Raw genomic sequence first — 12,267 nt, forward strand, 5'->3', positions numbered from 1 at the left:
ACGGACTCCGCCCGCCCGGTTGTCTTCCTCCCTGCGGGCCGGCGGCGACGGCTGTCACCGCGCTACCGCGATCCGGCAGGAAGGAAGAACGCTCCAATGACGAACTGGGTAAGTCACCGCACGCGGCGCCTGCGCCGGCATCATCTCGGCAGCGTGGCGGGCCGTGCACTGGCCCTTGGTCTCGTCCGGGCCGGTCTTGTCACCGTAGGCCTCGCGGGCATGGCGCCGGCCGCCTGGGCGCAGGGCCAGACGGCGGCGGTTCCGGTCGCCTCGCGGATCGCGTTCGACATCCCGGCGCAGGATCTCAACGGCGCTGTCCTGTCCTTCGCCCAGAAGGCCGGCCTTCGGGTCTTCTTCGATACGGAACGCTTCGGGGGGCGGCGCTCCAGCCCGGTTCAGGGCAGCTACAGCACCGCCGAGGCGCTTGAGCTTCTGCTGCGCGGCACCGGCCTCAGCTATCGCTTCACCGGTCCCAACCGGGTGACGATCGTCGATCCCGCCGCTGCCGCGACCGGCGGGGCAACGGCCGGCATCGAGCTCGACACGATCGACGTCGCCGCCGACGGCAATGGCACGGTGGGCTATGTCGCCACCGCCAGCACCGCCGGCACCAAGACCGACACGCCGCTGATCGAGACCCCGCAGTCGATCACGGTGGTCACGCGCCAGGAACTCGACGACCGCAACGTGCAGACCCTGACCGAGGCGGTCGCCTACACGCCCGGCGTGCGCACCCAGCAGAGCGGCTATGATCCGCGTTACGACGCCTTCTCGGTGCGCGGCTTCGATGTCACCTATAACGGCATCTACCGCGACGGGATGCGCCTGCCCGGCGCCAATATGGCGATCTTCAAGGTCGAGCCCTATGGCGTCGAGAGCGTCACCGTGCTGCGCGGCCCGAGTTCGGCGCTGTATGGCCTCGGTTCGCCCGGTGGCCTCGTCGACATCACCTCCAAGCGTCCGACCGAAGAGGCGTTCGGCGAGGTCGAGGTTCAGGGCGGCAATTATGACTGGTGGCAGGGCCAGTTCGACATCGGCGGTCCGGTCGACAAGGAAGGCCAGTGGCTCTACCGCCTCACCGGCGTGCTGCGCGATGCCGGCTCGCCGAACGTCTATGGCGGCGGCACCAACGACATGACCTTCATCGCCCCGGCCCTGACCTGGAAGCCGAGCGACGATACCCGCATCACCTTCCTCGGCGAGTACCAGAAGTCCGAGACACCGGCGTCGCTGCCCTATTATGGCTGGACGGGCACGGGCGGTGAGGTGTTCAGCAAGAATTTCGGCGACTACAACGCGCTGAATCAGGAGCAGTGGCGGATCGGCTATCTGGCCGAGCACGACATCGACAGCGTGTTCACCATCCGCCAGAACCTGCGCTATGGCAGCACCAATACGGGCGTACGCTACACCGGCGCGACCGGGCTCGACACCAGCACGAATGTCGCCAGCCGCTATTCCGCTTATGTCCAGGACTATCTGGACTCCTTCGTCGTCGACAATCAGGTCGAGGCGAATTTCGCGACCGGTGCTGTCGAGCACAAGCTGCTGGTCGGTCTCGATTATTCCTATCTCGCCCTGAGCGGCGGCATCGGCTATGGCGCGGCCTCGGATTACGACCTCAACACCAACCAGCCGCTCGGCCCGATCGAGGATCCCGCGCTGACCGCCGCCAGCTACCGGCAGCGTCAGAACCAGGTCGGGCTCTATGTGCAGGAGCAGGCGCAGTACGACCGGTTCATCCTGACCCTCAGTGGCCGGCAGGACTGGGTCGACACCGACGATATCGACCTTCTGGCGGACACTGCCGAGAACATTGACGACAGCGAGTTCACCTATCGCGCGGGTCTGACCTATCTGTTCGACAACGGCATCGCGCCTTATGTGAGCTATTCGACCTCGTTCGCGCCCAATCTCGGCGTGGACATCAATGGCGATGCCTTCGCGCCGACCACGGCCAAGCAGATCGAAGCCGGCGTGAAGTACCAGCCGATCGGCTTTGACGGCTTCTTCGCCGCCTCGGTGTTCCAGATCAACCAGAACAACGGCCTCGTCACCGACGACACCAACCCGCTCTACCAGGTGCAGACCGGCGAGGTGCGCGCCCGTGGCTTCGAACTGGAAGCCGTTGCCAATCTCGGGGCGGGACTGAAGGTCCGCGGCGCCTACACCTATCTCGACATGGAGAATATCGCCGGCGATCCCGACACGGTCGGCCTCGTGCCGTCGGGCCAGCCGGAGAACACGTTCGCTTTCTGGGCGGATTATCAGTTCCAGGCCGGAACGAAGCTGGTCGGTCTCGGGGTCGGCGTGGGCGTGCGCTATATCGGCACCACCTGGGGCGACTCGCTCAATACGTTCGAGAACGACGCCTACACCCTGCTCGACGCCAAGCTGAGCTACGACTTCCAGTATATCAACCCCGCGCTCAAGGGCTGGAGCTTCCAGATCAACGCCGAGAACCTGCTCGACGAGGAATACACCACCTGCGATGCCGGCTACTGCTATCTCGGCGCGCCGCGCACCGTGATCGCCGGGCTGAAGTACCGTTGGTGAGCATCAGGGCCGTGCCGTCACGCCGGGCTTTGCTGCTCGGCGCGGCGGGCGCCGCCATGGCGGGCTGGCCGCTCCTTGCCGCCGGCCCGCGGACACCGGATGCGCCGGCTCGCGACCCCTCCCGCATCGTCTCGATGGATTTCGGCCTGACCGAAACCCTCATCGAGATGGGCCGTCCACCGCTTGCCGTCCCCAACCCGGCCAGCTGGACGCAATGGGTCGTCGAGCCGGCGCTGCCGGCCGGCACGGTCAATCTCGGCACGGACCGGGAGCCCAATCTCGAACTCCTCGCCGCGCTGCGGCCCGACCTCATCGTCACCACGCCCTATCTCGACGGCATCGAGCCTTTGCTGCGCCGCTTTGCGCCGACCCGCCGCTTCTCGATCTACGCGCCGCCAAAAGGCGACGCCTATGCGCGCAGCATCATCGCCACCCGTGCGCTTGCCGCGGCGATCGGGGCGGTGAGCGCCGGGGAGGATCTGGTCGGGCGCGCGCAGGCGACGATGGAGGCGGCCCGCGCCCGCCTCACGGCCGCCGGGCTCAATGAGCGGCCGCTGCTGGTCGTCAATTTCCTCGATGACCGCCATGTCCGGGTCTATGGCGCCGGCAGCCTGTTCGGCGACGTGATGGAGCGCACGGGTCTCGTCAATGGCTGGACCCGCCCGGTCAATTACTGGGGCTTCGCCACGGTGGGGATCGAGGCGCTGGCGGAAATTCCCGCCGGCCGGCTCATCTATATGGAGCCCGTCTCGCCCGACACGCTGGAGCGTCTGGCCGCCAGCCCGCTGTGGAACACCCTGTCTTTCGTGCGCGCCGGCCGGATCGACCGCCTGCCGCCAGTGCTGATGTTCGGCATGCTGCCTTCCGCCATGCGTTTCGCGCGGCAGCTCCAGAGCCGGCTGGCGGAGGCGCCGAGCCATGGCTGACATCGCCCTACGTTCCTGCGCCGAACGCCGCCCCCGCGGAGCCGCCACCCTGCTTCTCGGCCTTGGTGCCGTTGCCCTGCTGGCGAGCGCCATCAATCTCGCCGCGCATCTGCCGGAAGGTGGGATTGGGGCCGTGTGGGGGATGCTGGTCGCCCCCGCCATGGACGATCCCGCGCAGGCCCTGATTGCCTACAGCTACGCCCCGCGTCTGGTGATCAGCCTGCTCGCCGGGGCGGCGCTGGGCCTTGCCGGGGCGCTGTTGCAGCAGGTGCTGCGCAACCCCGTGGCCTCGCCGACCGTGCTCGGCATCCAGTCCGGCGCCAATCTCGCTTTGGCGGCCACACTGGTCTGGACGCCCGAGCTGCTGGCTTTCGGCCGCGAATGGGTGGCGCTTGGCGGCGGCCTTGTGGCCATTGGCGTGGTGCTGTTGCTGACCCGGTCGAGCGGCTTCGCGCCGCTGGTGGTGATCCTCGCCGGCATGGTGGTGAGCCTTTATTGCGCCGCGCTGGCGGCGCTCATCACCCTGTTCAACAGCCATTATCTCGCCGGCCTGTTCCTGTGGGGCGCGGGCTCGCTGAGCCAGCAGGGCTGGGACGGCACGATCTTCCTGCTGCCGCGTCTGGCCATTGCCGTGCTCGCGGTGGCGCTTCTCCTGCGCCCGCTCACCTTGCTGGGGCTGGATGACATGCAGGCGCGCGGGCTCGGCCTTGCCGTCGGCGCGGTGCGCCTCGCCGTGCTGCTGGTGGCGGTGGCGCTCACCGGCTTCGTGGTGGCATCGGTGGGCGTCATCGGCTTCATCGGCCTCGCCGCGCCGGCTCTGGTGCGGCTGTGCGGCGTGCGCGGCACGGGCGCGCGGCTCGCCCTGTCGGGCCTGCTCGGGGCGGTGCTGCTCTGGGCCACGGATCAGGGCGTGCAACTCGCCGCCGCAAGCTTTGGCGAGATGGTGCCGACCGGCGCGGTGACGGCGCTGTTCGGGGCGCCGCTGCTGCTCTGGATGATCCCGCGCCTGCGTCTGCCGCCCCATGCCACGCCGGCCCTGTCCGTGCGCGGCGATCATGGTGCGGTCCGCGCCCGGCGCCGGCTCGCCTGGCTCGGGGCCTTGCTTCTCGGCATGCTGGTGCTCTCCGCGCTGTTCGGGCCGGGGCTGGAGGGCTGGAGCGTGTCCTGGCCGGGGCCGGGGGGCTCCGGGAACGCGGTTGCATTGTGGCCGCTTCGGCTGCCGCGGGCGCTCGCCGCGCTGTCCGGCGGGGTGATGCTGGCGGTGGCCGGCTGCATCCTCCAGCGCCTCACCGGCAATCCGATGGCCAGCCCCGAAGTGCTGGGCGTGAGCGCCGGCGCCGCCTGCGGGCTCACAATTGCGCTGTTCCTGCTCGCCGATTTCGGCCGTGTGGAACAGGCGCTGGCGGCATCGCTCGGGGCGAGCCTGGCGCTCCTCGCCATTCTGGCGCTGGCCCGCAGCGCGAAAGGCAGCCCGGAGCGGGTGATCCTCGCCGGCCTCGCCGTCGGCGCGCTGCTCGACGCGCTGGTCAGCGTGCTGATGGCGAGCGGCGACCCGCGTGCCGTGCTGCTGTTCAACTGGATGACCGGCTCGACCTATGGCGTCACCACCGACATGGCGGGCGCGAGCCTTCTGGCCGTTGTCGTACTGCTGGCGCTGCTGCCGCTGATTGTCCGCTGGCTCGACATCCTGCCCCTGGGCGGCGAGGCGGTTCGTGCGCTGGGCATGCCGCCGGGGCTCAGCCGCATCATGCTCCTCCTGCTGGCCGGTGTGGCCACCGCCATGGCCACGCTGCTGGTCGGGCCGCTGTCCTTTGTCGGGCTGATGGCGCCGCATCTGGCGCGCCTGATCGGCCTGCGCCGGCCGCTGGCCGAACTTTATGGAGCGGCGCTGATCGGCGCGCTGGTGATGGTGGCGGCGGACTTCATCGGCCGCAGCCTCGCCTTCCCCTGGCAACTGCCCGCCGGCCTCGTCGCCTCGATGATCGGCGCGCCGGCCTTTCTCTGGCTGCTTTCACGCAAACAGGCCTCCGCATGACACACGCCGCCATCCCGGACACCGTGACCTTCGACATCGCCCCGCGCGAGGGTGGCGCGCCATGGCGCATCTTCCTCTACCGTCCGCCGGGCGAGCCGCCGGCCGAGGGCTGGCCGGTGCTCTATTATCTCGACGCCAACGCGGTGGCGGGAACAGCGGCGGACATCCTGCGCGTGCAGGCCGCCTGGCCGCTTGGCACCGGTATCGACTGGGGTGTGATGGTCGGCATCGGTTACCCCACGGATGGCGCGTATGACAGCGTGCGCCGCTCCTGGGACATGGGCCCGCCGCCGGGCGAGACCTACCCGCCGCACACGCCGGACGGACCGCCCGTGCGCACCGGCGGCGCCGACCACTTCCTCGCCTTCATCGAGGAGGATTTGAAGCCTGAGATCACCCGCCGCGTGCCGATTAACCGCCGGCGTCAGGCGATTCTCGGCCATTCCTTCGGCGGCCTGTTCGTGCTCCACGCCCTGTTGCGCCGACCCGATGCCTTCGCGCGCTGGATTTCCGCGAGCCCGGCCATCTGGTGGGAAGGCGCGGGCATCGTCGACCGGGCCGAGGCGTTCCTCGCCGAGGGCCGGCGCGCCGATGGGCGGCTGCTGGTTCTGGCCGGGGAATATGAGCAGGCGCTCGCGCCCTTCCAGCGCGGCGCCGAGGACGAGGCCAAGCGCCTTTCCAGCTTCGAGGAGAGCCGCATCGTTGACAACAGCCGGGAGATGGCCGAGCGGCTGGCGCGTGCGCCGGGGCTCGCCGCGCAATTCCGGCTGATCGCGGGCGAGACGCATATGTCGGTGCTGCCCGCCTGCGTCAACGAAGCCATCCGCTTCGCCTTCGGCCGGGAGCCACGCGGATAAGCGTCGCGCGGTCTCTCGCCGCGCCGGGCCGGCAGGTGTCGACGATCAGGGGCCTGGGCGGAGATCGCTGTCGCCGTGTTGTCGATCACGCTGTCACGACCTTGGGCTTGATCCCAGACCTCTTCCTGCGAAGCATAATTTTTATCGCGATATTCTTTTTTGCGGTCAGAGCGGTTATATGAGGTTCCGAAGGAGCTGATGATGACCCAGAAAGAGAACCGCCCCGTGCCGCTGGATGACCAGCTCTGCTACGCGATCTATTCGGCGGGCATCGCCATTCAGCGCGTCTACAAGCCGCTGCTCGACGAACTGGGACTGACCTATCCGCAGTACCTCGTTCTCAACGTGCTCTGGCGTGAGGATGAACTGACGGTCGGCGGCATCGCCGAGCGGCTGGCGCTGGAATCCAGCACGTTGACACCCTTGCTCAAGCGGCTTGAAGCCGCCGGATTCCTGCGCCGAACGCGAAACCCCGAAAATGAACGGCAGGTCGTCGTCGCGTTGACCGATCAGGGGCGCGCCCTCCGCGCCCGGGCGGGTTGCCTCGGGGAATCCCTCCTCGTGGCATCCGGCCAAAGCCCGGCACATCTTGGTGAACTGAACCGGGACGTGAGAGAACTGCGCGACGCGATCTACACCCGCATCGATGGCTGGAACGCGCCTACCTGAATGATCGAGGTCCGCTCGCGCTGCTCCTCCATCCGGCATAATTCGTCAGCCATGGCAGCGCCCCCGGCTCACGTGGAACCAAATGCACTATCAGACGCGAGGCTGCATTTAGCCGTGTCCTGAGCCTAGAGATCTGCCTCCGGCCTCGCCGCCAAGTCCTGCAAGGTGTGCTGAAGGGCGGGTATGGCTGGGTTGGTGTTGCCCGGACGCCAGATGGCGTGCAACTCGACGGTAGGGGAGGCCCCGGTTGCGAGGGGGCGTAGCGCCACGCCCTCGAAGCGCAGATTGCGCGCGGCGCGGGGCACAAGAGCCACGCCGAGGCCGGCCTTCACCAGGCCGAGGATCGAGTGGACCTGGCTGATGTGCTGCACATAGCGCGGGGTGATGCCGGCGGTGGCGAACAAGGTCGCCAGAAGGTCGTAGAAGTAACGGGCCTCATAGGGCGAATAGGTCACCATGGGTTGCCGGTCGAGATCGGCCAGCTGAACCTCGCCGGCGCCGGTGAGGGGATGACCTTCGGGTGCGGCCATCATCAGCGGTTCACGCACGACGCAGAGCGAGACCACCTCGCGGCGGTTGAAGGTGGGGCGAACGAGGCCGACATCGATGAGGCCGGAGGTGAGCGACTCGAACTGGTCGGTCGACACCATCTCCTTCAGCACAAGGTCGATGCCGGGCGCCGCCGCGCGGAACCGGGTGATGAGGCGCGGCAGGAAATCGTAGCCGGAGGCGGCGGTGAAGCCGAGCGTGATCGAGCCCACATCGCCGCTCGCCGTCCGCCGCGCCGCCAGCGCCGCACCTTCGGCAAGGCGCAGCAGGCGCCGCGCCTCGGGCAGAAAGCTGTGACCGGCGCGGGTGAGGCTGACTGAGCGGCTTGTGCGCTCCAGCAGCTTCACGTCGAGCGTATGCTCAAGGAGCTGGATCTGCCGGCTGAGTGGCGGCTGGGTCAGATTGAGGCGCGCCGCCGCCCGGCCGAAATGCAGTTCTTCGGCAACGGCGACAAAGCAGCGGAGATGGCTGAGCTCAAACATTGATCTAAAAATGGCATTGATCAATGCAGAGAACAACTCATTCCCGCATCGAAAGCACCCTAGATTGACGATGGAGGCAGCAACCGCCTCCCAATGACAAGCAAGGCGCAACGTCGCCATCGCCACTCCCTGGAGGTAACGCCAATGAGCCTTCGCATTCTCAAGGCGGCCGCGGCCGCTCTCGCCCTCTCCGTTCTTGCGCCCGCCCTTGCCCCGACCCCGGCGGCGGCCCAGAGCTTCGACCGCCCGGTACGCATCGTCGTGCCCTTCGCCCCTGGCGGCACGTCCGACATCCTCGCCCGCCTGATCGCGCCCAAGCTCTCCGAGGCCGTGGGCCAGCCCGTGGTGGTGGAGAACAAGCCGGGCGCAGCCGGCAATATCGGCGCCGACGCGGTCGCCAAAGCGCGGCCGGATGGTCATACGCTGCTGCTGATGGATATCGGCTCGCTCGCCATCGCGCCGAGCCTGTTCCCGGATCTGTCCTACAATGTCGAGGCCGACCTCGCCCCCGTCGGCATGGTCATGTTCGGCCCCTATGTGCTGGCGGTGAACCCCGCCGTGCCGGCCAAGAACGTCGCCGAGCTGGTCGCCTATGCCAAGGCCAATCCGGGCAAGCTGGCGGTCGCCAATTCCGGTGTCGGCGCGCTCAACCACATCACCGCCGTGGCACTCGCCCGCGATCTCGGCATCGAGTGGAAGAATGTGCCCTATAAGGGCGGCGCGGCGGCCTCCCGCGCGGTGGTTTCCGGCGAGAGCACGGTCATCATCAATGGCGCGACGGCGACGCTCCCCTTCGTCACCAATGGCCAGCTCGTCGGCATCGCGGTGACCGGCGACGAGCGTCTGGCGGCGCTGCCCAATGTCGAGACGTTCAAGGAAGCCAAGCTCCCGCTTAGCGACGCCGGCACCTGGCAGGGCCTGCTGACGACCGGCAAGACGCCGCCCGAGGTGGTCGCCAAGCTCAATGCCGAGCTGAACAAGATCCTCGCTTTGCCGGAGATCAAGGAAAAGATCGCCGAGCAGGGCGGCTCGGTGCGTCCCGGCTCGCCGGAGAACGTCAAGACCTGGCTCGCGACCAACATCAAGAGCTGGGGCGATATCGTCCGCGCCGCCGACATCAAGACCAACTGAGCGGGACGCGCCGTGACCCGCCGCCGCTTCGACTGGCCGGACCTTGCGTTCGGCGCCTTCCTCATCGCCGTGGCGGCGGGCACCCTCGTCGCCACGCGCGGGCTCAACGGTGGCACCGCCGCCGATATGGGGCCGGGCTACATGCCCCGCGCCATCGCGCTGATCCTGCTGGCCTTCGGCCTGTTCTTCGCCGGGCGTGGCCTGCTGCGCGGCCATGTCGGCATCGAGCCGGTTCAACTGCGCCCCATCCTCGGCGTCGGCGTGGCGGTCGGCGTCTTCGCGCTGCTGATCGAGAATGCGGGCCTCGCGCTCGCCTCCTTCGCCGCCATCCTCATCGCTGCCGCCGCCAGCCGCGAGAGCCGCTTTTTCGAGGTGATCGTTTTCGGCCTCGCGGTCACGGTTGGCGCGGTGCTGCTGTTCATCAAGGCATTGGCACTGCCCGTTTCCATCTGGCCCTGGTGAGTCCTGAGACGCCATGGAACTCTTCGACAACCTCCTCCTGGGACTCTCGACCGCGCTGCAGTGGAACAACCTGTTCTATTGCCTGATCGGCGTGGTGATCGGCACCGCCATCGGCGTGCTGCCGGGCATCGGGCCGATCCCGACCGTGGCGCTGCTGCTGCCCTTCACCTTCGGCCTCGCGCCCGCCTCGGCGCTCATCATGCTCGCCGGCATCTTCTACGGCGCTCAATATGGCGGCTCGACCACGGCGATCCTGGTCAATGTGCCCGGCGAGACCTCCTCGGTCGTTACCTGCCTCGACGGGCATGAGATGGCCAAGCAGGGCAGGGCGGGCCCGGCGCTTGCCATCGCCGCCATCTCGTCCTTCTTCGCCGGCACCGTGGCGACGATCGTGATCGCCGTGCTGGCTCTGCCGCTGGGGGCGCTGGCGCTGAAATTCACCGCCGTCGAATATTTCAGCCTGCTGGTGCTCGGCCTGTTCGCCGCCGTCATTCTCGCGCACGGCTCGGTGTCCAAGTCGCTCGCCATGGTGTTTCTCGGCCTGCTCATCGGCACGGTGGGCATCGACGTGAATTCCGGTGTGGCGCGCATGACCTTCGGCGTCCCGGCGCTGGCGGACGGGCTGGATTTCGTGCCGGTCGCCATGGGCATGTTCGGCCTCGCCGAGATCATCGCCAATCTGGAGCGCCCGGCCGTGCGGCAGGTGGTGAGCCAGAAGCTGCGCGACCTTGTTCCCTCGCGGGCCGACCTCAAGGCGGCCTTTCCGGCCATGCTGCGCGGCACGTTCATCGGCTCGGCGCTTGGCGTGCTTCCGGGCGGGGGAGCGGCGCTGCCGCCCTTCACCGCCTATGCGCTGGAGAAGAAGCTCGCCAAGGATCCCTCGCGTTTCGGCAAGGGCGCCATCGAGGGTGTCGCCGGGCCGGAGGCCGCCAATAATGCCGGTGCGCAGACCAGCTTCATCCCGCTGCTGACGCTCGGCATTCCCGCTAACGCACTGATGGCGCTGATGATCGGCGCGCTGATGATGCAGGGCATCCAGCCCGGCCCGCAGGTGATGACCGAGCAGCCCGAACTGGTCTGGGGCGTCATCGCCTCCATGTGGACGGGCAATCTGATGCTGCTGATCATCAACCTGCCATTGGTGGGCCTGTGGGTCTCCATGCTGAAGATCCCGTATCGGCTGCTCTTTCCCGCCATCGTGCTGTTCTGCTGCATCGGCACCTACGGCATCTCCAACAGCGCCTTCAATGTCTGGCTGATGCTGGGCTGCGCGGTGGTCGGCTATTTCTTCATCAAGGTCGGTGTCGAGCCGGCGCCGCTGCTGCTCGGCCTCGTGCTGGGTCCGCAGCTGGAGGAGAATTTCCGCCGGGCCATGCAACTCGCCGATGGCGACCCGTCGGTGTTCGTCACCCGGCCGATCAGCGCGCTACTGCTCGCCATCGTCGCGATCATGCTGCTCGCCATGCTTTCGCCAGCGGTGCTGAAGACGCGCAAGCGCGCGCTCGCCGAGTAGCGACCCGATCCCTCCATCCGCCTCATCACGACAAGGACGCTCACCGTGGACCTGCCCGTCAATAGCTTCAAACGCGGCCTCACGGCCGGTCGCCAGCAGATCGGCTTCTGGAACAGCATGGCGAGCCCGACCGCCACCGAGATTCTGGCGGGTTCCGGCTTCGACTGGCTGATCATCGATGGCGAGCACGCCCCCAACGATGTGCCCGGCGTGCTCTCGCAGCTTCATGCGGTGATGGAGACCCCGACGCACCCCATCGTGCGCATCCCCGTCAACGATCCCATCGTGTTCAAGCGTTTCCTCGACATCGGGACGCTTACCTTCCTCGTGCCGATGGTCGAGACGGTGGAGCAGGCGCAGGCGGCGGTGGCGGCGACCCGCTTTCCGCCTCACGGCATTCGCGGCTTTGCCGGCGCAGCGCGGGCCTCGCGCTATGGTCGCGTTGCGAACTACCATGCCCGCGCTCATGAGGAGATCTGCATCCTCGTGCAGATCGAGACCAAGCAGGCGCTCGACAACATCGAGGCCATCGCGGCGGTGGACGGGATTGACGGCCTGTTCGTCGGGCCGGGCGACCTATCGTCGGACCTCGGCTATCTCGGCGACCAGGGCAATCCCTACATCGTCGAGCTGATCGAGGGCGCGCTGCACCGCATCCTTGCCACCGGCAAGCCGGCCGGCATTCTCACCGGCGACGAGACCCTGGCGCGGCGCTACATGGCGGCGGGTAGCACCTTTACGGCGGTCGGCATCGACACCGGCACGCTGGCGCGCAGCACCGAGGCCATCGCGAAGAAGTTCAAGGCCTGAGACCGGTTCAACGAGCGAGGAAAAGACGATGGCGAAGGTTGGATTTGTCGGTCTCGGCATCATGGGCGCGCCCATGGCCGGCCACCTCATCGACGCGGGTCACGAGCTCTATCTCTACGACATCAAGCCGGTTCCGGCCGAACTGACCGGTAAGGGCGGCGTCGCCTGCGCGACCGGCACGGATGTGGCGAAGAACGCCGACATCATCATCACCATGGTGCCGGATACCCCGCATGTGGCGGCGGCGCTGTTCGGTGAGAACGGCGTGGCGGCGGGC

Annotated in this window: 10 protein-coding genes and 1 pseudogene; 10 read left to right on the forward strand and 1 reads right to left on the reverse strand. The window is 67.9% G+C overall.

Features of this window, described 5'->3' with window-relative positions; all coding sequences use genetic code 11:
* Window positions 1-96: 96 nt before the first annotated feature.
* The 5 genes from KIP89_RS17775 to KIP89_RS17795 all read left to right on the forward strand — a co-directional run bounded on the left by KIP89_RS17775 (window position 97) and on the right by KIP89_RS17795 (window position 7,043).
* A complete protein-coding gene (locus tag KIP89_RS17775; RefSeq protein WP_213756917.1) occupies window positions 97-2,556 on the forward strand; it encodes a TonB-dependent siderophore receptor in 2,460 nt (819 codons plus the stop codon).
* Window positions 2,553-3,482, forward strand: coding sequence for an ABC transporter substrate-binding protein (locus tag KIP89_RS17780; protein WP_369807192.1), 930 nt, complete (start codon window positions 2,553-2,555; stop codon window positions 3,480-3,482). The genes KIP89_RS17775 and KIP89_RS17780 overlap by 4 nt, the downstream gene beginning before the upstream one ends.
* Window positions 3,475-5,517: a Fe(3+)-hydroxamate ABC transporter permease FhuB gene (gene fhuB / locus KIP89_RS17785; protein ID WP_213756918.1), complete on the forward strand. Its 2,043-nt coding sequence runs from the start codon at window positions 3,475-3,477 to the stop codon at window positions 5,515-5,517. The genes KIP89_RS17780 and fhuB overlap by 8 nt, the downstream gene beginning before the upstream one ends.
* Window positions 5,514-6,374, forward strand: a complete 861-nt coding sequence (locus KIP89_RS17790) for an alpha/beta hydrolase (protein ID WP_213756919.1) — start codon at window positions 5,514-5,516, stop codon at window positions 6,372-6,374. The genes fhuB and KIP89_RS17790 overlap by 4 nt, the downstream gene beginning before the upstream one ends.
* A 201-nt stretch (window positions 6,375-6,575) precedes the next feature.
* Entirely contained in the window at window positions 6,576-7,043 is a 468-nt protein-coding gene (locus tag KIP89_RS17795) for a MarR family winged helix-turn-helix transcriptional regulator (protein WP_213756950.1), read from the forward strand.
* A 125-nt stretch (window positions 7,044-7,168) separates the two neighbouring features.
* Here the strand turns inward: KIP89_RS17795 and KIP89_RS17800 are convergent, their stop codons facing one another.
* Window positions 7,169-8,074, reverse strand: coding sequence for a LysR family transcriptional regulator (locus KIP89_RS17800; protein ID WP_213756920.1), 906 nt, complete (start codon window positions 8,072-8,074; stop codon window positions 7,169-7,171).
* Window positions 8,075-8,218: 144 nt separating this feature from the next.
* Between KIP89_RS17800 and KIP89_RS17805 the strand changes: the two genes are divergently transcribed.
* From KIP89_RS17805 to KIP89_RS20200, 5 genes and pseudogenes are all read left to right on the forward strand, one after another.
* On the forward strand, window positions 8,219-9,205 hold the full coding sequence (locus tag KIP89_RS17805; RefSeq protein ID WP_213756921.1) for a Bug family tripartite tricarboxylate transporter substrate binding protein: 987 nt from the start codon (window positions 8,219-8,221) through the stop codon (window positions 9,203-9,205).
* Window positions 9,206-9,217: 12 nt separating this feature from the next.
* A complete protein-coding gene (locus KIP89_RS17810; protein WP_213756922.1) occupies window positions 9,218-9,667 on the forward strand; it encodes a tripartite tricarboxylate transporter TctB family protein in 450 nt (149 codons plus the stop codon).
* A gap of 13 nt (window positions 9,668-9,680) precedes the next feature.
* Entirely contained in the window at window positions 9,681-11,180 is a 1,500-nt protein-coding gene (locus KIP89_RS17815) for a tripartite tricarboxylate transporter permease (RefSeq protein ID WP_213756923.1), read from the forward strand.
* A gap of 45 nt (window positions 11,181-11,225) precedes the next feature.
* A pseudogene (locus KIP89_RS17820) lies at window positions 11,226-11,939 on the forward strand (HpcH/HpaI aldolase family protein); the annotation flags it as partial.
* On the forward strand, window positions 11,839-12,267 hold a 429-nt coding region (locus KIP89_RS20200; RefSeq protein WP_369807193.1), incomplete at its 3' end, for an NAD(P)-binding domain-containing protein. The pseudogene KIP89_RS17820 and the gene KIP89_RS20200, both read left to right, overlap by 101 nt.

Origin of the sequence: Ancylobacter radicis (assembly GCF_018449475.1) — a bacterium.
Taxonomy (GTDB): domain Bacteria; phylum Pseudomonadota; class Alphaproteobacteria; order Rhizobiales; family Xanthobacteraceae; genus Ancylobacter; species Ancylobacter radicis.